The organism is Vibrio sp., from assembly GCF_038138445.1.
Classification (GTDB): domain Bacteria; phylum Pseudomonadota; class Gammaproteobacteria; order Enterobacterales; family Vibrionaceae; genus Vibrio.
Genome location: NZ_JAYQDQ010000065.1, coordinates 1 through 23,054 on the forward strand (window position 1 = coordinate 1; position 23,054 = coordinate 23,054).

Consider the following 23,054-nt stretch of genomic DNA (forward strand, 5'->3'; position numbering starts at 1 on the left):
CAAGCCGATACCCCAGAAAAAACAATGCCGCTCACCTTAAGTGAACGGCATTAGCGCCCTGTGCTCTCCCTTTTATTTATGCTGCAGTTTTCTGGCGCTTGGACACTGCCCCGAGTTGGGACAAAAACTTTATCCAACCTTTCGCCTGACTTGAAGGTTCAAGGCGCTCAGCTTGTTTAGCTTGAGACAAAGCTTTGTCTAACTGATCGAGTTTATAGAACACGCGAGTTTTAGCTAATGCGACGGCCGCCTGCCTTCCCTCAACTTTATCAAGAACTGAAATAGATTCTTTATAGTATCCTTGTTGGATAAGAAGCTGCGCAAGATTCCAATTGTATTTCGGAGCCTTTTGCACTGTTTTCTTCCAGACCGAAATTGCTGTGTCCCACTGCTTCGCCAGTTGCCAAGATGTAGCCTGCTCGACAAGCAGTTGAATGTCTGCCTGCGCATCCTCTAGTTGACTAATTTCGAGCGCAGCCCTTTCTGGAATACCTTGTTTAGCATATAACTGAGCGAGTATCCGGCGATCATTTTGGCTTAATGCTAGGCCGTTAAGCTTAGCAAGCGATAAAGTCCCAAGGGCTTTTTTTTCTTGACCAACTTGCATTTGCAAAGTGGATAATTGCCTCCACCACTGTAACTTTTTAGGCTCTATATCTATCAACTGACCCAATGTAATTATTGCATCGTGTGGAAGATTTAATGCTAACTGAGCACCTAGCATCACAGATAGCGGTTGTAGACGGTCTTGCACATCTTCGTTTAAATAGCGTTTGGCCGACACGACCACATCACGCCATTGCTCCAACTGGTAATGAGATTGAGCGATACGTAGCCAAATATCATTTTTTTGATGGGCTTTAGGCACCATTTCAACCAGTTGGTAGTAATGCTTTAGTGCTTGCTTGAATTGGCGCTCTGTCAGATAGAGATCGGCAAGCATGCGTTCACTTACCCAAGCTTGTTCATCTTTTAACAGGCCACTAGAAACGGCATACTCCATTTGTTCAATAGCATGTTTCGTTTGACCATCTTGCCAGTAAAAAACCGCCATAACTCTTGCTACAAACGCTTTATCATAATCAAACGAAGTATTGGTCTCGCGTAAAACTGTGATCGCTTGCTTGAGTTTTTCATCCTGCGCTAGCTGGTTGGCCTGTTGAAGGCGTCCAGCTGTGTAACGACTGAGCTCAGCAGAAACAGCGAGAGATGACATAAGGCATACTGTAATCAAGGCACATTGTTTAATCATTTTGATAACGTAAACTCCAATTTTACCGTCTGGCCCTGCTGTGCCACAGCCTTACCATCGACAATCATTGGCTGATATTTCCACTTCTTAATTGCATAAATAGCCTCTCGATCAAACATATACTTGGGCTCTGATTTCTGAATTTGAATATCAACTGGCTTACCGGTCGCATCTATAGTGAACATGACCTGTACATAGCCTTCCACTTTACGCTTTAAAGCCTTTGAAGGATAACGAGGCTCAACTCGATAGAGAGGCATGACTTGCTGCTGAACACCAAAATCACCAAACTCTGGCGCGCTTATAGCTAAACCCTGAATACTGGTATCAAGGCCAAGTAATGGCTTCTGCATATCAGAGATATTCGCTATTGGATTATCAACACGTGATACAGGCTGCTGCTCTGGCATTTGAGGCGTTTTGGGTTGCTCTGGAACACTCCGCTGTCGACGTTGGGTATTAGAGTCATTCTCAACAACAAGCATATCAAACCTCAAAGGTGCCTCATCAGTTGGAGCCTGCCTATTATTAATATTGACCATCCAAGCCATTAATGTGAATACTGTTAAAGTGCATAATCCAGCGATTGGAACAGCGACAATCCAGCGCACCATTACTTTTTCTCCGCTGCGAGTGCGATATTCTTGACCCCAGCTTCTTTAGCTGCGTCCATCACCTTAACTACGGTTCCACTATAGGCATGTTCATCAGCCTGAATAACCAAAGCTGCATCGGGCTTGTCCAACAGTAAATGCTCCAACGCCGCTTGAACGCGCTCTACATCAACCACCCTCTTATCTATGTATATATCGTTAGAAGAGGTAACTGCAATGAAGATACCCGCATCTTTCTGACTAACTGCACTGCTGGCCTGCGGGCGATTAACTTCAACCCCAGATTCCCTGACAAAAGAGCTGGTTACAATGAAAAAAATCAGCATGATAAACACGATATCAAGCATGGAAGTCAGATCAACCTGAGCTTCTTCTTGTTTATGATGACGTCGGCCCAGTCTCATCGCTGACTCCTTAACGATTTTTCTAATTTAACTTCTCTTACTTGGCAGGCTTTGAGCAAACGAGCATGGAAAAACATGCCAAATAAAGCTGCCACCATACCCGCCATTGTCGGCAAAGTCGCCAACGAGATCCCAGAAGCCATTAACTTAGGGTTACTACTGCCTTGGTTAGCCATCACATCAAAAACCGAGATCATTCCAGTAACTGTTCCCAACAGCCCAAGCATTGGACAAATGGCCACCAATACTTTAATGATGTTTACATTTTGGTAGAGGTTTGTGTGGGCTTGTGCCAACCAACCATCACGAATTGAACGGGCATACCATGAGTCTTGTTCACACCTTGCATGCCAACTTTTTATCCAAGCCGCTCGGTGTTTGGGGAACTCGACAAATAAGTATATCAAGCGCTCTATCATGAGAACCCAACATAAAGCCACCACCCCAAATAACCACCATAGTAGTTGACCACCCTGCTGCATAAAGCTTTGCAAAGATATTAGCCATTGGCTTCCAGTGACTAACTCGGGCAGCATTGCAATGAATATATCCATTAAGCGACTCTCTCCAGAGATGCCTCATCGCCGACAGAGTCTTTCTCTGCTTGTTGAGCAACTAAAGAAATACCTTGTTTTTCGAGAGTATTACGAATCAGCTCAGCCTGTGAACTCAGGATATTATGGGCTAGTAAAAGTGGCATAGCAGCAACCAGACCAAGAACTGTCGTCACCAAAGCCATGGATATTCCACCAGCCATTACTTTAGGGTCACCATTACCAAATTGGGTAATCACTTGGAATGTCTCTATCATTCCGATAACCGTACCTAATAGCCCTAACATAGGCGCCAAAGCAGCTAACAACTTAAGCATGGACAGTCCCTTTTCAAGTTGCGCTTGTTCATCAACGACAACTTCAAGTAAACGCAGCTCAAGTGCCTCAACGCTCAGGCATTTATCTTTTTTGTATACAGCTAATACACGGCCAAGAGGGTTATCTCCCGGTACCTGAGGTGACTTAAGTTGAGTTCGAATCTTTTGGCGCGCTTTGGATAAGGTGATTCCCCTGATAAAGGCGATAATCATGCCAATCATAAGTAAACCAAGAATCACTTGTCCTACCACACCGCCAGCTTTCACCCTATCCATCAAACTTGGACTATGAGCTAGCTGCTCAAGCAACATTCCGCGAGTCGGATCCAGTACAATATCCTGCATCGGACCAGAGCTAAGCTTAGAAAAAGTAGGAGTATTTTCTGGCTGTTTGGGATAAAGCTGCGCCTCATCTTTGATAGCATTCCATTTAAGGTATCCAGCCTCTGAAACTAGGCCCAATGAGCCAACTCTAAGAACCGTTTCTTTCTGTATTTCTCCAGCACCATTGACAAAACTGACTTGGGTGGACACTAGTTGGCTACTCGCTTGTATTTGCTCTTCAAGTGCTTTCCATAACCCAGTTAGCTGCTGCATTGAAGGTAATTCTGTCGCAGCGGCAACTTTTTGTACAATATCTCTATAGTTTTGTGCATCAGCAGAAGTAACTGAGCTATCTAACTCAGATTCTAATTGCTTCGCATTTTGTCGCACGACTCCAAACACTTCGCCAAGACTTCCCGTCTCAAGTCGAAGCTTTTCTTCCAATTTAGCAAGCTTTTTTTCGTTATCAGCAAACTCAGCAACCAATTCATCATTGTGTTTTTGGATACTATTACGCTGCTTAAGAAGCGATGCTTTAAGTGATTTAAGCTCTTTCTCTGTTTGTTGAAACGTGGACTCACGCTTTTGGTTGTGCTGACCTTGGCTAACACTTTCAACTTGTGCTTTGCTGACGATGTCACTATTTGAATAGGCTGAAAATGGCAAGACCGACAGAGTCAAAAGACAAATCATTAGTTTAGATTTCATTTATTTTGACTCCAAAGTCTGTGATAGGGGTAATGTGAGTAGACTTGGCGCCGCTTGCTTAGTAGCAACATTAAAGGCTTTGTCTAGATTCGGTTTAATGGAGCTATCAAGCTGTAGCCATTGGTTTTGTAATTGATCCCATACCCATGACTTAGTGCCATCCAAACTGCGTGCAACTAAAGAAACTCTCCCAAGGTGAAGAACTTGTACTTGACGAAGGTTTCCATCCACTGAGATTTTACCTTGGTAAGTTCCCAGTTTTACGCCGTAATCAAGTTCTATCTGATATGCTTCAAGAATTCGGCGATACTTTTCCGCATCACTCACATCAGCACGTACCATCATTCTTTCAAGCTTAGAAATACGCTCTAGTCGTGTGTCATGTTTTATTGGAAGGTCGGATTCTACAAAATCTTTTAATCCAGATATCATTTGATACATAAGAGGTACGACACCTTGACGTGTGTTGTTGATCTCTTCAATTTGACTTTCTAGGTTTAACGCTTCTTGCGACTGGCTCTCGATCAGAGCTGTGAGGTGATTTTGATATACTTGTAAGTTTTTAATCTCTTCCTTGAGCTGATCGATATCTCCTTGAAGGATGAGAGAGTTCTCTGCGACAGTATCTATTCGTTTTTGGCTAGATGCCGAAGCCGTATTGGTACTTAGTTGGATGGACTGCGCGTTTTCAAAGCTTGTTGCGACAGTACTGGTGCTAAATGATGCAAGGATCACCACAAGGCTGGGAGTTATTAGTTTCATAGTGTGTCTATTTCTGGCGCAGCTCAATCACTTATTGAGACGCAATCTCATTTCCATTTATGCGTATGTTAACGTGATTGGGCAAAATTTCAATCAGCTATATGGCTATTACTCAATATAATCTCTCAAATAGCCAGAGCTGAGCAATTTTAACCCAACTTTTAATCAAGACACAGAATAACAACATTAATGAAAATAGAGGTTTATTATTTTTCCGCAAAGCCAAACGACCATACAGAGCTAAGAAGGCTGCGAAGTTTAACTTTTGTTGCCCTCCAATGTGTTGCTGGCGTGCAGGGAGCCACACTAATAAGGTGCTGGTAGGCATTTTCATCCAGTGTTACTTCACCGCCATGAGCAAGTAACAAGGTTTTAGGCTTTATGTTGTATACCCGCTCAAGTGATTGGCGGTATTTATTGGGATGGAAAATTGGAAAAGGAGCAATCAAACGCTTTTTGACTTTCACTATTAAGTCGGCAACATACAGAATATCTTGCTGCTTATGATAAACAGATAAATCTCGATCTGTGTGGCCCGGAGTTTCCAATACCACCCAATCTTCGAAATGAGGCACAGGCTGACTATCATTTAGCGTGACATCAGGCTGTAAGTACCTAGGGTACCAAAGTGTTCTCTTAGGTTTCTTTAGTCTTCCCGCCACCCATCGAGCAAGTATTAAGTCAGTGAAATGCATAAGCATACCGTCAAGCCCTTCATACCACTGCCTGCTCTTATTCGCCGACACCAAGATACACCCCGTAAGATCTCTGAGTTTATGAGCGGCCCCAGCATGATCCGGATGCATATGTGTAACAATAACCACTTTGAGGTTTGAAAAGGGCTGGCCGATTTCATCGGTAATATAACGTTCAATATAGGGAATATCCGCTCTACTCGCGCCATCTAAAAGCATGAGTTTATCGTCATATTCCACAAGATAAATTTTTTGGATGTAACCATTAATGGCATGTAGCTTCATGTTGTAACACAGTATTAACAAACCCTGACAAGTTTAATTTAGCAACCCATGTTTAATTGAGAAGCTTATAAGCTCTAGATCGTGAAGTCAGACCAGTTATCCATGATGCTATTTGGATGTAAATAAGCTCGAAAGCTGCCCGCCAGTTCTGTAAAAAACCAGCGAAAATAAGATAAGACAACACCCTGAAAGCTTATTAAATGATAACTGCTCACCGTACCAAAGAATGCTTAATATCACTGTCCAGATAGGCTCAAGCAGCATAATAAGTGCCGCATTTGCGGGGTTACAATGCTTCTGCCCAGCTGTTTGCATCACATATCGAATACTGGTGGCAAGTAGTGCACTAGCTGCAAACCACCACCAAATATGAATATCGACTGAAGTAGGAATCGTTTCTACGCAAAGGGATACCAGCAAGGCAATCGCCCCCGTCGAAAATAGCTGAACACATGTTAACGTTAATACAGGCAGTTTTTGCACCAAACGACTGTTGACATTAAAGTGCAGAGCCAACAAACAAGCATTCGCTAAAAACCACACATGCCCGCTCGACGCCTGCCAACCATCTTGCAGCGATAGCAAAGCAAGTCCTGTAACGGCTATCGGCATAGAAATCCAAAATGCACGCTTAGGCCGCTCTCTAAATATTGCCCATGCAATAATTGGGACAATAATCATAGATAAACTGACAATAAAGGCACCTTCACCAAGTGTATCACTCACCGTAATCGCATGTATCCATGCTAATAAAGCAGCGGATAAGATGCTGCCCGCACCCAAAGCTTGAAGAAGTTGTCTCGCGGTAAATAGCGATAACGACTGATAACAAAATGGAACTAGACAAATAGACGCGACTAAAAATCTAAGCCCTACAAATCCAAATGGCGGTAAGCCTTGAACTGTCTCCTTTGAGAAGATCCACCCTAAGCCGGCTAACATTGTAGTCCCAACTAAAATCCAAGTTGCTTTACTCTCTGCGTTCAATTTCGCTACTCTTAAATAACTTATCTGCTAAATTATGATGTCTGATAGTGTCAGATCTGGCTTTAAAATGCGATGAAAAGCCAACTTAGAACATGGTCTACCACGGCTGAGCATTAGATATAGGAAAAATAATGAAGATCATTGGCCATCGCGGGGTTGCAGGACACTACCCTGAAAACACCAAAATTAGTATTCAAGCCGCCGCTGAATTAGGGCTTGAATGGGTCGAAGTCGACGTACAACCAACCAAAGACAATATTTTGGTTATTTGTCACGACCATACCATTGACCGATGCTGTAACGGCAGTGGACGCATTGACGAACAGACGCTCGCAGAACTTCGTCAATTTGATTTTGGTGCCAAATTTGGTGATCAGCCTGACCAGCAATCCATAATGACTCTAACAGAATTACTTTTGCTGGCTGATGACTTAAACCTAAAACTCAACTTAGAATTAAAAGTAGACCGACACGATAAAGCGCATGTTGCTCAACTTTTGAAACATGATTTAGAGTCTTCACCAGTTTCCACTGATTCAATTCTACTTTCTAGTTTTGATCATGCGACACTAATCAAGCTGCACGCCGTATTACCTGATTATCGCATTGCAGTACTCACAGAAAAACTCCTTCCCCGAGATATCAAATTGTTGGAAACAATATCGGCATTCGGTTGTAACCTCAATTATCGGTTTGCAACTGAAAAAGATGTTCACAAACTCCAACAACAAGGCTATCAAGTCTGGTGCTATACCGTAAATAGGCCCTCAGACATCCAATCCCTTAGTAATTTAGATGGCATTTTCAGCGATTACCCAGAGCGTTTTTTAGACTAGTAACCTGAAAACGCGAGAGATTAACCATTCATTAAACCGGTTAAGATCACATATTTGTTTATAAAACATCCATTACAAACACCCTAATAACTCTTTATTTATTATTAAAATTCATTAGGTTAAACCTAGTCTCACCCCAAATTCATATAAATACAAGACCATCAGTAATGAAGATTTTCTCTTGATCCTAGTAAATAAAACAACTACTGTTTATTCATACAGTGTTGGATATAAGGACAGTATTGATGTTTCATTTACATACAACTAATCGCTTGGCAGTAACACACTATCATTGGGCACATCAAAGTGAATCCATCAAACGCCTAGCTGGACTGTCCGATCAAAAGCAATGGATACTATTTACTGCAGAATGCCCTAGACCAAGCTTGGATATATTCAGCGCCTATAATGTGAACTGCGGAAATATGATTCATTTGAAGCCCTCAAAGACTTTGTGTGAATGTGCCATCGTCGAGAAGGCAATAAAATCACGTAATGCCAGTGCAATTGTCGCTTCTAATAAAATCAGTACATTTGATCAAAAGGTGCTGAGTGATTTGGCTGCTGAGTATGGTTGTCAGGTTATTTTTATTGAGAAAGGACGCATGCATTACCACTAACTTCGAACACCGATGGATATCACCAGATGGTTAGCCCTCTTATTTATCCGTCTTATCCATTCGCACACAATGCAAACGTTTGCTTTTTTGTGGCAGCCTGCGTTATTTCTGGTATGATTCAATCCAAATCGATTATATGCGTGGTTACAATCGTAAATTTCTGACACAGATAGGATTATCCAGATGACTCTTGCTGATCAAGTTCTTGCTACAAATGATGACCTTCCCATTCGTACTCACAAACCAGTTCACAGTGGTAAAGTTCGTTCTGTTTACTGGCTAACCGAACAAGATAGCCGCCGCCTGATTGAAGAGAAAGGCTATGACGTCGCACCTGATGCTCCTCTCGCTATCATGGTGATCAGTGACCGTATTTCAGCTTTTGATTGTATTTGGCACGGCCAAGGCGGATTAAAAGGGGTGCCGGGCAAAGGCGCAGCACTTAACGCTATTTCCAATCATTGGTTTAGCTTGTTCAAACAAAATGGTCTTGCCGACAGTCATATACTCGATATCCCTCATCCATTGGTCTGGATAGTTCAAAAAGCAAAACCAATTATGATTGAAGCCATTTGTCGCCAATACATCACCGGCTCAATGTGGCGTGCTTATGAAAAAGGCGAACGCAATTTCTGCGGTATTGAGCTGCCAGAGGGACTTAAAAAGGATACTCAGCTCCCTGAATTATTGATGACCCCTTCCACAAAGGGGATCTTAAAAAACATTCCGGGCGTACCAGAAGCAGACGATGTAAACATTACTCGTAAAAACATAGAAGAAAATTTTGCTGCGTTTAACTTCTCTAGCCTCGATGATATTCAACTTTACGAGAAACTACTCAGCGAAGGGTTTAACCTAATTAGCCAAGCTTTATCTGAAGTCAATCAAATCTTCGTCGATACAAAATTTGAATTCGGCTATGTTGAAGACGCATCCGGTAATGAAAAACTTATCTATATGGATGAAGTCGGAACACCAGACTCCTCTCGCATTTGGGATGAACATGAGTACCAAAATGGTCGCATCGTTGAAAACTCAAAGGAAGGTTTCAGGCAGTTCTTATTAAACCACTTCCCGGACCCAGACATTCTACTTAACAAAGAACGAATGACGCAGCGAGAAGCTCTGGCTCGAGATAATGAACTACCCTCTGAAGCATTGATGGATATTTCTAGTACCTATATCAATATCGCTGAAAAGATAACTGGAAGATCCATTCAGTTATCGAATAATCCTAAGCAAGAGATTATTAATATTCTTAGCGATGAATATGGGTTAATTGATTAATTGAGTATTAGATGAAATAAAGCGTTTTAAGTAATAAGCGTTGTCATTATTGTTAAAGGCGGCTCTTATGTACTAAAACGCTTTTATCGTTTTTCGCTTACCATAGGTAAAAGCAAACCCTTAATTGTTATATTAGTTGCATAATGTTAGCATCCCTCAAAAAAGGAGGGATCTATGACTTTATCGTCCGATTTGATCGCATTTTGGGAAAGCTTTGACTGGCCTTGTGGACTAAAAGACCCAAACTACCGCTTCGTTTATATTAACCCCGCATATCGAAGAATGCAGAACTTATCTAAATCCTTTGATATTGAGGGCCGCTTGGACGGTGAGCTTCCAACTGAAACTCATGAATTTCAAGACGCCTTTCAAGCCCATGACCAACTAGTGATAGACACCAATGAGACAAAAAGCTCTATTGAGATCCATCCTTTTGGCAAGAACAAACTCCTCGAAGGCTGGATATTTCATAAGAAGCCTTTTTATATAAAAGATAAATTTATCGGTGTTTTCTTTTGGGCTGAGCCGGCTAGGAAATTTGACACTGACATATTCACCACTTTTGGTTCCAAACCCATTTCCATTACCTTAAATCCACCTACCTCAATATTGACTGATCGAGAGTGGGAAGTCCTTTACTTTCTCTTAAAAGGCGATAACACCAAAACCATTGCCATCCAATTAGCACTGCAAGTTAATACAGTAAGAAAGTATTTAGACAGTATACGCTCAAAGTTAGGTGTATTTTCTCAAAAACAAGCCATTGATTACTGCAAATCTAACGGCTGGGATAGATATGTCCCTTCAAAATACATAATAAGACATAAAATTTTAAATTAACCTAATTTTTATAATCTGAATATTATATTTAAGTCATCAACATTTTTTATAAAAAAAAGTGGCGTGCAATAAAGCATGCCACAAAAAAATCACAATTATTTTTGGCAAGGAAGTTAAAAGCCATATTAGAGAGCTTCCTGTTACAGTAAGTATGGTTCAAAACGCGTATAAGACTACACGCAAATTGACCATTGCGCCTTTGTTCAAGCTAAGAGATAATGCATTCTTGCCAATCCACTGTTATTATCACACATGATAATAAATCACCCTATTTTTGGGAATTAGCTTCAATCACAACGGTAAAGTCCATCATGAGTAGCGTGAAATCAAGATCTATACAGCACCACTCAGATTCACAAACTCATTGGCATCAACATGACATGGCTCAGTTATACTGGCTCACTCAAGGCACTGCTACTATAGAAACCCTTGACCAACAGTGGACAATGACACCCGCATCTGTTGGTTGGATTCCAGCCCACCTAGCGCATAAATCCAGTGTAGTTTCCGATATAGAAGCATTTATTATTTACCTCCCTGTCACCCATGTATCATCACTGAACAGCCAGGCAAAGGTTATCGCTTCTAATAGCCTGATTTCTGCCTTAATTGAGCGGATTAAAAGCTTCAACTTTAAAGACCTGACTGAGCCTCAACAGCGATTAGTCAATGTGCTCGTGGATGAAATTGCTTCAAGCCAGTCAAATAACCTTTTTCTGCCACTGCCCAAAAAAGACAATATACGTCGTCTTGCTCATTGGCTCATGTCTCACCCTGATGACACACGATCTCAAAACGAATTAGCAGCAGAATTTGCAACCAGCCCGAGAACGCTAAGTCGCGTATTTAAAAGCGAGACAGGTATAAACTTCAGTGCTTGGCGACAACAAGCTCGATTAATCACTTCTCTCACTTTGCTTAGCCAAGGTATGAGTGTCACCTCCACCGCCTTATCTTGTGGCTACGCTAACACCAGCAGCTATATCACTGCTTTCAAAGCCCGATTTGGAATAACGCCTAGCCAATATTTTGATTGATCGCCAATGAATTAGTTTTCAATTTCAATTCATTTTATATAGCCGTTGTACAAACACCTTTAAATAACAAAATAGATAATTATAGTCATCATATTTGAGCATAGAATCCATATTTAAACATATAGAAATTAATTTTTATTAATTTACGACAGCCGCAGTAGCCACAATTTTTATATTGGATAAAATTGGCATCATTCATAAATGGTTGGAAGTAAATTATGCCATTGCAAGTAAGCAACACAACAAGCAATTATAATACGAAAACTCATAATATTTTTGATAGTGCCAAGGACTTCGAAAGTTTCTCTCGTAGTATTAAGCGAATAACGAATGTTCCTTCAAGGGTTATATATAGCCCATTTAATAATCACGATATGGTCGCTCAAGCGCTAGGCATTAACACTGCAAGAGTATTAAAAGGAAAAGAACCTCTCCCTCTGATATGCTGCCCTCTCAAGCGTGATGCATTGAAAATCTCACTAAAGGAATTTAAGCAGCAGGAGCTACAAGGGCGCTTAAAAGAAGGCCCAGATTATGAAAAGAGATTTACCTCTTCAATCAAACAAAGCGGTGTTAACGCGGTGCACAGCGAATATCCAGTAGAAACCAAAATACTGGGTGAATATCAATCTATTAATCAGCTTTCAGTCATCGACCCCAAAAACTTACCCAATCACACGATAGAAAGCATCTATGTTATCGGTCACGGTGCCGCTGGGTTGCCTAGGCTATACCAAACAACCCAGTCCGAGACTGGCTCTAGACCAATCGCTGACGTGATTAAAGAAGTCAGTCACCTCGTCAAAAATAAAGTTAAGCCTGGTGTAAAAATTAAACTTACTGCCTGTGAAAGTGCTGATAGAGAAACGCTGTCGTCATTTGAAAATACGGGTGATATATCAGAAACAAAACAAGGCGCTGAACCACTTGCCAAAACAGCAAAAACTGAGGCAAATAAGCACCTTCCCCAATCTAGGGTGTTTGGCTATCACGGTTTAGGAGTCACTCGTGGAAGTGGCTATATATCTCAAGCTAGGTGCCTAGACTCAGATTTTGATAAAACAACGAAAAAGAGCTACAACTGGAGAAAAGCAAGCACGGTAAGAGAAGAATTTTAAGCGCCTTGCTTTGATGTACTAGAATAAAGGGCTTGGGTTAAAGCTGCCCTTTATTCTAGTGTTCGAAGAGCCATCCTCAGGAAAGCCATAGTCTGGAAAACAAAAGTTTAGAAAGCAAAAGTAGGCGTATTAAAACCAAAGTATTTCAGCTCATCTTGAGATAAGTAATGCATATCATCAGACGGGGCTGAGTACAGAGTAAACCAGTAAAATTCTTCAGGCTTGATCAACTCAACCTTATGGTAATAGTCAATGTATTCTTGGTGCTGTGGGTCCTCAGCTGGAAGATCAGCGCCCTCAACAAGATTGCCATTGTCGTCATCACTCGCCCATGAATGAACCCCAACTTTTGCGCCCTGCTCCACTTTGCGCTCAACACCAGACAAAAATAAGTCTGTACCGCCAGATTCGACTCGACTATCACTTTCAAGCAAAGTACTTATGCCCATATCATGGATCTTAGTCGCTAAGCGCAAATTGGTTTCATCATCTAGTGAACCTGGTACATTTTGTAAACGGAGAAGTTTGATATCAGGATAGAACTGCGTCATTGACTCAAAAGCTTGATACGATCCCGAGCATATCTCACCATTGACATTGGCTTGAGACAAATTTCTATCGACAACAAAGGTCAATGGCATCACATTGCCCTCTCTCGCTTCTTGGCAATCAGATTGAAATACGTAAGGCTTTTGATAGTCAGGGTTAGACTGACAACCGGCCAAGGCCACCACTGACATAAAGACTGGGAATAAAAACTTCAAGGTAACTCCAAAACACATAGATTCTAGGAGCATCTTATTGTAGAGCGATAATTTTTATATATAGCCTTTGTCAGCAATTGTCAGTTTTCTGTTATTCGCTCCTAGCGTGGTGTCTCCTTGTTCAAGGGCTAATCGCTTCTATTTAAACAGGCTCGCCGCCCAATGCATTCGAATATGGGAAGTAGGGAGGTAACGGATTTTTGCCCCAAAATGGTTTAGAACGAGCTTCTTGACCACGTTCATAAGTCAGTTCTTGACCTACTTTTCCTAATAGCAGACTATGAGCCTAGTTGAGCAATTGTAATTATACAGACATGCTCTGCAATTTATGAGTGCAAGGAAGAATAAGACCTATAGAACAGTACGTTGTAAGTGCATCATAAACACCGTATTCTAATCGTTTAGCCCGAATTATAAGATCAAACCTCCAACCCAAAGGAGATTTGAAATGACCAAACGACGCACTAACCAAGAATGGCGAACCCTGTTTGAACACTATGAATCCAGCCAGCTATCACAACGCGGTACACCACTCTCCGAACTCAAAGGGGAGATCTCGCCAAGGAATACCTGTTCTCATTCGATAAAGTATTCCTTCAAATGTCATTCGATGTTCAGGTTTATCGTAAATACGACCTGTACTTTTCATAACTTGGAGTAGCAGTTCCCAATGAATATCAGTTAACATTGTTCTTGGCATAGTATTGGTTATAGTTTTACTTTTGGCGAAGCAGATTATAACTCTTTACTATGCTGTTCAAAAAACACTCACGAAAGATCAACACGCCCTAATAATTAAAAAGATGTTTTATCTATTTCCTCAGATGCAAAGAAAAAATAAATTATCATTTTATTATTAATGGATAAATCACCAAAAATATGATTTATGCATAAATTTTGTTATTTATAAGTTGATTTAATTTGGCGAGGCAATTACAGTAAGTTCTCGCTAAACATTCTTGGCGTAATATTTTTATTCACAAAGGAAAATCCAAATGAAAAAATTAAAAGTAATTAAAACAACTTCATCACCTTGGCCTCGTGCTAAAAGGTAAAATTTGAGTAATATGATTTTCATAATTACTCTGTAATTATGAAAATCATTTAAGTGAACTATTTCATGAAAGATATGTTTTTTATTGGCCCCTTCAATGCCGACCTTAACCTAACCAATGCTTGCAATTTAGCTTGCTCTCATTGCCATTCGTCATCGGGTAAATCCATCAGCGGTGAGCTAGATACAATTGAAGTTATGGATGCGATATACCAACTATACGAAATCGGTGTGCACACGCTAACTATCGCTGGCGGTGAACCTTTTGTAAGGCCTGATATATTTGACATCCTTTCCTTCGCCAATAATCTGTCAGGGTTGAGCGTTGTAGTAATCACTAATGGAACAAAAATATTTAGTAATGACTTTATTAAAAAAATGGCCACGATGAGTAACGTGAGAATTAACGTAAGTGTCGATGGTTCAAATTACAAAATATTCAATGTTTACCGAAGGTGGAAGAATGACAACTCTGATAGTGATGAACTTTTTAATAAGGTGGTTTCCAACATCAAAACTGGTATAAAGTCCGACCTTGATATTGGGATTAGCTTTGTACTTTCTAGTCACAATATGGATGACCTACGCACAGCTTATAAATTAATGGTTGATGAGATAGGTACATCGTCATTCACCGCAATTAAGTTTATTTCTACTGGCTACGGTGAAGCCATGCATGGGTCTATGGATTTTGACTATCGTTCTTGGGCCAATCTAATGGTGTCCCTACATAAAGAAAAGCAGAGAGGAAGTCTTGATAAATTATTTATAACTACGGTGTCAATATGGGAAATTTATCTTCCATTAGTTGATGCAGATTTTGATATTCAAGAAATTGGCGAATTGTGGGGATTATCGCCAGCACTGCACATTCCAGGATACTCATCTCATCACGAACTTGGGGATGTGTCAGGAGTAATGAGCGTTTGTATTGACTCGAATGGTGATGTTTACCCCTCGGTACTGTCTATCGGTAGTGACTATCTGTGTGGCAACATAAAAGAATCGCCTCTTAGACACATTTGGAATAATTCTGATGTTCTAAACAAAATCCGTAAAATGACACTTTTAGACATTTCTGATAAGTGCACTACATGTTACATCGGCGACACGTGTGGCGGCGGATTCCGATTTAGGCAGCATGACATAAGCTTGCCTGATACCCATTGCCCTCGCATCAATGGAGAAGGATAAATTTTGTACGTATTTAACAGCTTCAGTTCTTCAACATTGTTTATGCGGATCTCTTACGAGAGTGGAATCTATCAAGGAGAATTACAATACGGAAGCGTAACGGTATTCATCGGTCAAGATGAGATAAAGGCTATTAGGGTCGCATTCGCATCATCCGATGGAGGGTGCTTTTTTTCGTTACGTACAACCATCAAGGTCATAGAATTGATCAAATACCTTCGTGATAATGCCTCCATTCCTGCCAGTGCATGGGGGAATTATTGGGCCGAAAAAGTGGAAGCCAGGATAATATAAATCATGAATATTTTCAAAGTTGGCCACCGTGTTGGTGAATATATAAACAAGAAGGTTAACGAGCCAGATAACACCCTCACGTTTACTGATTTAGCTATAGCTGCTATTCGAAATATAAAGCCATTCGAGCTGATAAACCCATCTGACTGGGGAAGTGACATAGTAATATCTGACATCCCACAGCAAAAGCTAGCCGGTGGTGCTGTAGGGTTTGGTGAGCCAGCAATTACTCTTTACACGTCACCTGACGACACTTTTTTTGTGGAAATGTACCATTGGCACAGCCAAAATATGACAATTCATGACCATCCTTTTTCAGGCGCGTTCTGCGTAATTAGTGGTGAATGTTTCCACGAAGAATTTACCTTTATTCCCAAGCATAAACTTAATGGCTTTCAAGTTGGGACGTTGTTCTCGAAAAGAAAGTCTACGATGAAGCGGGGGGGAGTGGTTGCAATCAATAACAATCGTGAATTGATACATAGAAATCTACACTTATTGAATCCAACCATTACATTTATAGTCCGAACAACTAAAGACTATGGTGCAGAAAATTTCATTTACACAGAAAGTGGCTTGGCAATGAAACCAGATCCCACGGCAAAGGGAGTTCTTGCTAATTCTACATTGGACGGTTTAGTTCATAGCGGTAATTTAAAGAAAGCGTATGATCTATACAAAAAGTTTATATCCTCTGATATTTCATATTATGACAAATTTAATATGATGCAATTAATGATAAATTATATGGATATTGAATTGGTAATTAACCAATCTCCAAATTTTTTGCCGATTGAGACGAAATACTATGCAGATGCATTAAGAGGGGCGCTATCAAAGAAGATATAACAAAAAAGCTACTGCTTGGGAATTCTCTTATTATGTACACGGACTTATCTGTGTATGTTGTTTACTCCATTTTAATATTCGACATATCTGGATCGGTTCCACTTTCCGGCGCTGTATTTGGGTTCTTCATTTTACCCTCGTTAATAGCCCCTATCTTTGGGAATATCATCGACAGCGTAAGATCTGGGCCGCTAGTTATGTGGTCAAACATCATCGTAGCAATGCTTACGGTACCTCTTCTCTTTAGTGGTGATTACGCCAGTATTTGGTTTGTGTATTTGTCAGCTGCAACACACGGCCTTAGCTATACAATTTACTCATCAGCTAAAGCATCAATTGTAATGAATAATTATGATTATGACGATGTCGGCCCGATAAACGCAAAAATGAATACAACAAGAGAGATAAACCGAATTGCAGCCCCTATGATAGGAGCTTTCATTTATTCTTGGTTTGGGGCTTCATTTTTCATAATTACGCACATAGCACTTTTGATTGTCTCTGGTTGTTTTTTCCTCAAGATACCTATACAAGCAAAAACCCATCAGCCAACTGATCCTATGTCATTTAATGGTATTATGGATGGCGCCGCACACATATTGACAAATAAAACACTTAAAATATTCCTAATAGTCATTTGCGTAAATCTATTAATTTCAGGGTTTTATGAGGTGTCATTGATCAAGTTTATCGATGATATTGGGGAGAAATCGTCTCTTTTAGGAACACTGATGACAATTCAGGGTGTCGGTGCGCTTATTGGAAGCATCGTTTGTATAAAGCTAAAAACAGACAAATCAGTCGGATTGGTTTCCGTAGGTATGCTAATTCAGACTGTTGGTATGCTTGCGTTGGGAGCTGAAGAAATAATCGTTATCTATGCTAGCAGTTTAACATTCGGATTTGGTGCTCCAATGATACTTATAGGTATGGATACGACAACGCAAACACTAACACCCCGTGACCTTCAGGGAAGGGTTTGCGCGACTATTAGCTCAATAACTTGTGTGCCATTATCTGTATCATTCTTAATAGCTGGCACAATGATCGATATAATTGGTCGAAATCATGTATCCATAATAATGCTCATGGTTGGCTTAGTATGCAGCGCAATAATAGGCATACTAAATAATAACACCCACTTTCGAAAAGACGGTAAAGCTAAATGTCTGCGTTAATAACTCACGGAAAAATAGCATATGGCAAAGCACACAGATGGAGTCTATGTGTTTCAATCTCTCATTTTTGAATATTTCAACTATGAATGATTTTGTGTAACTGTCGGAGGTTACATGATCTCCGTTTCGGAAAAACTGAATGTCCACCAACTGGATATACTTTAGTGAGGTAGATTTCGACCAAACTTAGCTTATCCGAATTGTATGCATTGGAGTACCAACCCAAAGTTGTTTTTGTCCAATAACCCTTCACAACCATTCCAGTGCTAGAAACACTATTTACATCATTAATCAAATAACAAGTATTCATTTATCTTCATATTATTTCACTTAGGCAAGTCTTTGATTAGAGTATAAAATAGATACCTTGATGCAATAGCAAGCAGAATTAAAAGTAATGAGCCTAACGTAGCCAAATACATCAACATATAACAACCAAGCATAATGCATTACAAGCAACGGATAATAACAATGAGTTTATTCTCACTCTTCCTGTCAAAAAAGTATACCGAGTATTAGTGGACGCTGATGGCAAGGCCACATCCGTCGTAAGAGAAAACCCTAAACAATTGTTTGGCGCCAAATGTAAAACATCAATAGCAAACTTTCTTAGCAAAAGTAACAATGCAAAGGCGCTAAAAGTACTGCAAAAGCTGGACATGAATTGCGGTCAGATCATTAATGAGTGCAACAAAGAAAATGCCGTCACGACGATTCAAGCAGCCTTTCGAGGGTTTGTCGCTCGTCAATCGTTAACACCAGAAAACGATTTCGGCTTTAAAAAGATGACCAACGAAAATCATGGTCGCACTTACTACTTTGACTCAACAAAAGAAAACCCTCACTTGAGAACGCCTGATCACCCCATCAAATACGGTAGTGCTGGCGCTTTTAAAACCGTAACTCATGCTGACTCTTCATTTGTTCAGCTATCGAACCCAAGCATTTCTCTCGAAGCAGCTAAAAATGAAAATAAGCTTGCAGACGAGTTGTCTCAATTTTCTTCGGTCTGTCATTCAAGATATGTGGAAGATAAAACCGTACTGGCTAGAAACGGTGGTAGTGAAATTGCCGACCAACGAAGAAAATACAATAGAAAGTTTCCACTAGAGTCATTTCGCTTAGCTTGCCAAGATCTTGCTGCTATGCACAATCTAGATATCTATATGCGAGACATTAAGCCTGAAAATATGGTGATAAAAGATGGGGTGGCAAGACATATAGACCTCGATTTTGTCACCACACCCAATGGTGGCACTTACCCGTTTGAACAAGTGTGTGGCACACCATATATGGTAACTAGGGGGCTAATTAAAGAGAGAGAATCTGGCGACAATGAACGAATTAAAAAAGCGCTAAAATCGGGTGATCAATTTGCCATGCTACAAACAATGATGTATGCCACTGGAGGAAGCAAACTAAGCTACCAAGTCCGCCGACACGATGGCATTGGTAAAGTGGGGGTAACCATCACTAGTGCTCACAGAGATTGGGCCAGAGACAACATACTGCCACAGCATCAAAACCATGTACTCAAGTTTCTCGCCAACCCTACCGCAAGCCCTTTACCCGTTCCGCTGCACTTGCTAATAAAATGGGATAACTAGATCATTCTAATAATATCAGAAAGGACACATTGCTTAACAAAACACATATTCTTAAGTTTTGTGTCCTTATTTGCCATTCGGTATTTGACTGATGAAAATGGCCGAGAACAAGTAACGCCCGTCTTGAGTTGAGGCCCAAATATCACCCTTCTTACCCAGTGACTTTCTCGCATATCCATGCTCACAAAGCCACTGGAGGGAAGCCTTCACCTGACTGTGATTTAAGTTAGTTTCTTTAGATAAACCTGAGGCATACCGCCAAGTATATTCATTGTTTTGTAATGCTTTAAGGACACTTTTAGTACTGTCAGAGACAAGTTCGACATTAACAGCTTGAGCCTCTGGGTCTTCTAGTTCATCTGTTGGCGCTTCTGTTTCTCTTTCTAAGACAGCTTCAATTTGTTCTACTTTAAGCTGAGCTTCAACACCTGCCGCTTTAAAACTATGGAACTTTCCTAGGTTAGAAAAAACAAGTCCCAGAAAACCCGCAGCAATGATTAACCCCATTTCTGTAGGTTTACCTATATAGCCAAAATATAAAGGCATAACTAGCATAACGAATGCAGATACCGCTGGTAAGATTTTATTCAAGTTCTTCACCATGACTTTTCTATTCTTACCCAAAGCCTAGTTCATAACCCTTGTCGGTGTTTTCGGTTAAATAGGTAATATTTAAGTGCTAATTTTGATTTAGTGGTTTGTTTCTCCATCCTAGTCATTGTAAACATCCAATATTCAGCCCAATTTTCACATCAATTCATACCCATTCAACAGTATTGGAGGTATAACTAGGCCATTGTTCTTTATTGGGGTTTTCAATGGATTATATTGCTCTCTCCCGAATCAGTTTGAAGCATCTAACCGTGCTGCACGTCCTACTGAGCACCCACAGTGTCAGTGGCGCATCAGAAGTCCTTTGTGTAACCGCTTCTAGTATCAGCAAAACGCTTGGTCAGCTAAGGGAGCAACTCAATGATGAGTTGTTTTATCGCGATGGTACTTCATTAGTCCCCACCCCTTTTGCTTTAGCGGTGGCGAACGATATACACAAGATTCTGTGTTCTATGAATCAAATTCTTCATCAAGGGGAATTTGAGCCAGAAAGCTACACCGGCACACTGGCTCTTTCAATGCGTGAAAGCACCTTTGACCTGTTTTGCGATCGCATCAGCGCTATCAGTTCTAAACTGAGCTCAGCCAAAATTCAGATTTTTGCTAAAGAGCAACTTAGCTTTGAAGCTCTACTGCGTGGACAAGTTGACTTTATGATCCTGCCACATGATATCAGTCAACCACCAACTCGCAGCCGCGATCTGATATGGGAACAGATTGAGCAAGACGAAATGATCTGCTTAATGGGTGCAAAACACCCACTGGCCAACAAATCCTTAAGCATTGAAGATTATCTTTCATGTCAGCATGTAGGCATTTTAGATAAAGATCTCTCTGAGCCGTATTTTGAGCAGCTACTCACCCAGCAGTACCAACCTAGACAGCTGCGAATTTCAGTCGCAGACTTTGGCTCTGCGGCGACAATTTGTCATCAATCTGACCTGCTGTTTACTTGTTCTAAAATGTGGGCGGAAAAAGCACTCCAAGCCAAAGGCCTAACCCAAAAACCACTGCCATTCTCATATGGGAAGGTCGCTTATAGCTTAGTTTGGAATCAAGCCAGTCTAAACAATCCAGCACTCAAGTGGCTTCATTCTCAACTGGTTAAGCCTAGTTAGACATACACACTAGGCAATTGAATTTGATGAGGGATCAATGGCCTAAGTGACTGATAAAAGCTTAGCATTTGTGGTTCGCTGCACTTTTGCCATTGCAGTGACTCCCCCTCTACGCCGTGATGCTGAAAGGCATTTAATCTCACTATTACCGTCTCTGGCAATTGATTAACCAAGCGCGCTATATTATCGACCTCTTGGTCCAAATCGCTTTTTTGCGGAATATGGAGCAAACGAATCTCGTGCAGTTTTTTGTTTTTCGCCAAGTAACGTATCGATTGAATAACTTTGTGATTGCTTCTCCCTACTAACCATAGATGTGTTTCTTGTTGCCAGGATTTAAGGTCTATCATAGCGCCATCCAAATAAGGGAGTACCCTATTCCAACCTGACTCACTCAAATAGCCATTGCTATCGATAAAACAGGTTAAATGCCCAAGCTCACTATCATCTTTGATTCGCTCAAAAAGCTCTATGATAAAAGGCAACTGCATCGTCGCTTCACCCCCTGAAATTGTGATCCCACTAATAAACCATTTTTGGTCGTGGATAACCGACAGCACCTCAGAGACTGTCAAATGATGTACTTTCGGGCTAGAACGATAGCTACAAACATCAATACATTGATCGCAATGGGTGCATAGGCCCTCATCCCATATCACTTTGCCCTTATTATCCAATGACAATGCATTTTCAGGGCATCCTGCCACACAGTCACCGCAATCATTACAGTAATTAATTGTGTGGGGGTTATGGCAATTGATACAGTTGAAATTGCATCCTTGCAGAAAAAGGACCAGACGATTGCCTGGCCCATCGACACAAGAAAAGTTAAGAATACGACTTACAATGGCTTGCCTGTCTGTCATTGTTTGCCCTATTTATACGAAGGTTGCGTTTCCATACTAACAACCCGTGGCGAGCGCTGTAAGATCCCTGTGTTATTCGCAGCTTCCGCCCCCAACCAAGTAGTATTTTTACGCGAGCCGTGCTCAGAAAACTTCTCAATATCAGAAAGCTTAATCATGTAGCCTGTGACTCTCACTAAATCATTCGACGCAACATTAGCAGTGAACTCACGATAGCCTAAATTGAGCGCACCTTTACACAAATTAAACATGGCCTCTGGATTAGCTTTCACTGTTTCATCTATGGTCAAAATATCGCTAATCCCTGAGGTATAGTGCTTGTGGTGTTTCGCTGTCGCTTGAACATAGGTAACGGGATCCGGCTCCGTTCCATAGGGTATTCTCACCCCCGGGGTAACGCCTTGATCTAAGGCAATACCACCTTGTGCATGCAGCAATGCTTTACCATCAATACCATACTTGACCGTTGAGCTTTCCACTATCTCGGCCAATTTATCGGAAATCTGATAACCTAACTCGTTAGCCTCAGCGTTATGACCATAAAGCCCCTGAGCACCTGCTTTTTCCATCAGAATATTCACCGCTTCTGCCATTCCATAAATGCCGAACATGGGCGCAAAACGTGATTCCTCAATCAAACCTTCTTGAGCCAAGAACCCATTAAAGAAATACGATTTTTCATGAAGGAAGGCGCTACGCGCGTCCATTAACTCAACCATCAGTTCACTATAGTCGGGTAACAGATGATTGAGAAAATCATCAAGATCTGATGCAAGTTCTGCCACCAGTTTTAAGTTCATTCTAACCAGCGTGTTCGATCCACCGTAAGCTGGCGGTAAACCCCATCTAATCATTTCCTTTTAAATTCGGTATTGTCT

22 protein-coding genes and 2 pseudogenes are annotated in these 23,054 nt (G+C 40.9%); 11 read left to right on the top strand and 13 right to left on the bottom strand.

Annotated elements, in window-relative coordinates; translation table 11 throughout:
- Positions 1-76: 76 nt before the first annotated feature.
- The 8 genes from AAFM34_RS15205 to AAFM34_RS15240 all read right to left on the bottom strand — a co-directional run bounded on the left by AAFM34_RS15205 (position 77) and on the right by AAFM34_RS15240 (position 6,902).
- Positions 77-1,252: a hypothetical protein gene (locus AAFM34_RS15205; RefSeq protein ID WP_341664259.1), complete on the bottom strand. Its 1,176-nt coding sequence runs from the start codon at positions 1,250-1,252 to the stop codon at positions 77-79.
- Positions 1,249-1,866, bottom strand: a complete 618-nt coding sequence (locus tag AAFM34_RS15210; protein WP_341664260.1) for a TonB family protein — start codon at positions 1,864-1,866, stop codon at positions 1,249-1,251. The genes AAFM34_RS15205 and AAFM34_RS15210 overlap by 4 nt, the downstream gene beginning before the upstream one ends.
- Positions 1,866-2,270 (bottom strand): biopolymer transporter ExbD, encoded by a 405-nt coding sequence (locus AAFM34_RS15215; RefSeq protein WP_114784805.1) that lies wholly within the window; start codon positions 2,268-2,270, stop codon positions 1,866-1,868. Before AAFM34_RS15215 ends, AAFM34_RS15210 begins: the two co-directional genes overlap by 1 nt.
- Complete coding sequence (locus AAFM34_RS15220; RefSeq protein ID WP_114784803.1) at positions 2,267-2,824, bottom strand: MotA/TolQ/ExbB proton channel family protein; 558 nt, start codon at positions 2,822-2,824, stop codon at positions 2,267-2,269. The genes AAFM34_RS15215 and AAFM34_RS15220 overlap by 4 nt, the downstream gene beginning before the upstream one ends.
- Positions 2,824-4,173, bottom strand: coding sequence for a MotA/TolQ/ExbB proton channel family protein (locus AAFM34_RS15225; RefSeq protein ID WP_341664261.1), 1,350 nt, complete (start codon positions 4,171-4,173; stop codon positions 2,824-2,826). The genes AAFM34_RS15220 and AAFM34_RS15225 overlap by 1 nt, the downstream gene beginning before the upstream one ends.
- Positions 4,174-4,935 carry a DUF3450 domain-containing protein gene (locus AAFM34_RS15230; RefSeq protein ID WP_341664262.1) on the bottom strand — a complete coding sequence of 254 codons (762 nt, stop codon included), beginning with the start codon at positions 4,933-4,935 and terminating at the stop codon, positions 4,174-4,176.
- A gap of 206 nt (positions 4,936-5,141) precedes the next feature.
- The gene (locus AAFM34_RS15235; protein ID WP_341664263.1) at positions 5,142-5,915 is read right to left on the bottom strand and encodes an MBL fold metallo-hydrolase; all 774 of its coding nucleotides are present in this window, start codon (positions 5,913-5,915) and stop codon (positions 5,142-5,144) included.
- A gap of 108 nt (positions 5,916-6,023) precedes the next feature.
- Positions 6,024-6,902 (bottom strand): DMT family transporter, encoded by an 879-nt coding sequence (locus AAFM34_RS15240; RefSeq protein WP_341664264.1) that lies wholly within the window; start codon positions 6,900-6,902, stop codon positions 6,024-6,026.
- Between the two features lie 131 nt (positions 6,903-7,033).
- Here AAFM34_RS15240 and AAFM34_RS15245 point away from each other — a divergent pair, with 131 nt between their 5' ends.
- From AAFM34_RS15245 to AAFM34_RS15270, 6 genes are all read left to right on the top strand, one after another.
- Positions 7,034-7,738 (top strand): glycerophosphodiester phosphodiesterase family protein, encoded by a 705-nt coding sequence (locus tag AAFM34_RS15245; RefSeq protein WP_341664265.1) that lies wholly within the window; start codon positions 7,034-7,036, stop codon positions 7,736-7,738.
- A 245-nt stretch (positions 7,739-7,983) separates the two neighbouring features.
- Positions 7,984-8,358, top strand: a complete 375-nt coding sequence (locus tag AAFM34_RS15250; protein ID WP_341664266.1) for a hypothetical protein — start codon at positions 7,984-7,986, stop codon at positions 8,356-8,358.
- A gap of 183 nt (positions 8,359-8,541) precedes the next feature.
- On the top strand, positions 8,542-9,645 hold the full coding sequence (locus tag AAFM34_RS15255) for a phosphoribosylaminoimidazolesuccinocarboxamide synthase (RefSeq protein ID WP_341664267.1): 1,104 nt from the start codon (positions 8,542-8,544) through the stop codon (positions 9,643-9,645).
- 174 nt (positions 9,646-9,819) lie between these two features.
- The gene (locus tag AAFM34_RS15260; RefSeq protein WP_341664268.1) at positions 9,820-10,485 is read left to right on the top strand and encodes a LuxR C-terminal-related transcriptional regulator; all 666 of its coding nucleotides are present in this window, start codon (positions 9,820-9,822) and stop codon (positions 10,483-10,485) included.
- 311 nt (positions 10,486-10,796) lie between these two features.
- Positions 10,797-11,522: an AraC family transcriptional regulator gene (locus tag AAFM34_RS15265; RefSeq protein ID WP_341664269.1), complete on the top strand. Its 726-nt coding sequence runs from the start codon at positions 10,797-10,799 to the stop codon at positions 11,520-11,522.
- A 218-nt stretch (positions 11,523-11,740) separates the two neighbouring features.
- Positions 11,741-12,640 carry a hypothetical protein gene (locus tag AAFM34_RS15270; RefSeq protein ID WP_341664270.1) on the top strand — a complete coding sequence of 300 codons (900 nt, stop codon included), beginning with the start codon at positions 11,741-11,743 and terminating at the stop codon, positions 12,638-12,640.
- Positions 12,641-12,747: 107 nt separating this feature from the next.
- Here the strand turns inward: AAFM34_RS15270 and AAFM34_RS15275 are convergent, their stop codons facing one another.
- On the bottom strand, positions 12,748-13,404 hold the full coding sequence (locus AAFM34_RS15275) for a hypothetical protein (RefSeq protein ID WP_341664271.1): 657 nt from the start codon (positions 13,402-13,404) through the stop codon (positions 12,748-12,750).
- Positions 13,405-13,927: 523 nt separating this feature from the next.
- A pseudogene (locus AAFM34_RS15285) lies at positions 13,928-14,104 on the bottom strand (transposase); the annotation flags it as partial.
- Positions 14,105-14,524: 420 nt separating this feature from the next.
- On the opposite strand from AAFM34_RS15285, the gene AAFM34_RS15290 reads away from it, so the two are divergent.
- From AAFM34_RS15290 to AAFM34_RS15305, 4 genes are all read left to right on the top strand, one after another.
- Positions 14,525-15,652, top strand: a complete 1,128-nt coding sequence (locus AAFM34_RS15290) for a radical SAM/SPASM domain-containing protein (RefSeq protein WP_341664272.1) — start codon at positions 14,525-14,527, stop codon at positions 15,650-15,652.
- 297 nt (positions 15,653-15,949) lie between these two features.
- Positions 15,950-16,795 carry a hypothetical protein gene (locus tag AAFM34_RS15295; protein ID WP_341664273.1) on the top strand — a complete coding sequence of 282 codons (846 nt, stop codon included), beginning with the start codon at positions 15,950-15,952 and terminating at the stop codon, positions 16,793-16,795.
- Positions 16,796-16,806: 11 nt separating this feature from the next.
- Positions 16,807-17,973 (top strand): MFS transporter, encoded by a 1,167-nt coding sequence (locus AAFM34_RS15300; RefSeq protein ID WP_341664277.1) that lies wholly within the window; start codon positions 16,807-16,809, stop codon positions 17,971-17,973.
- Between the two features lie 518 nt (positions 17,974-18,491).
- Positions 18,492-19,580, top strand: coding sequence for a hypothetical protein (locus AAFM34_RS15305; protein ID WP_341664274.1), 1,089 nt, complete (start codon positions 18,492-18,494; stop codon positions 19,578-19,580).
- Between the two features lie 66 nt (positions 19,581-19,646).
- On the opposite strand, the gene AAFM34_RS15310 is transcribed toward AAFM34_RS15305, so the two are convergent.
- A complete protein-coding gene (locus AAFM34_RS15310) occupies positions 19,647-20,180 on the bottom strand; it encodes a hypothetical protein (RefSeq protein WP_341664279.1) in 534 nt (177 codons plus the stop codon).
- Between the two features lie 218 nt (positions 20,181-20,398).
- On the opposite strand from AAFM34_RS15310, the gene AAFM34_RS15315 reads away from it, so the two are divergent.
- Positions 20,399-21,310: a LysR family transcriptional regulator gene (locus tag AAFM34_RS15315; RefSeq protein WP_341664275.1), complete on the top strand. Its 912-nt coding sequence runs from the start codon at positions 20,399-20,401 to the stop codon at positions 21,308-21,310.
- Here the strand turns inward: AAFM34_RS15315 and AAFM34_RS15320 are convergent.
- Entirely contained in the window at positions 21,307-22,176 is an 870-nt protein-coding gene (locus tag AAFM34_RS15320; protein WP_341664276.1) for a YjjW family glycine radical enzyme activase, read from the bottom strand. The two genes, AAFM34_RS15315 and AAFM34_RS15320, sit on opposite strands and share 4 nt — an antisense overlap.
- Positions 22,177-22,184: 8 nt before the next feature.
- Positions 22,185-23,009 (bottom strand): annotated as a pseudogene (locus AAFM34_RS15325) (glycyl radical enzyme domain-containing protein); the annotation flags it as partial.
- Between the last annotated feature and the right edge of the window lie 45 nt (positions 23,010-23,054).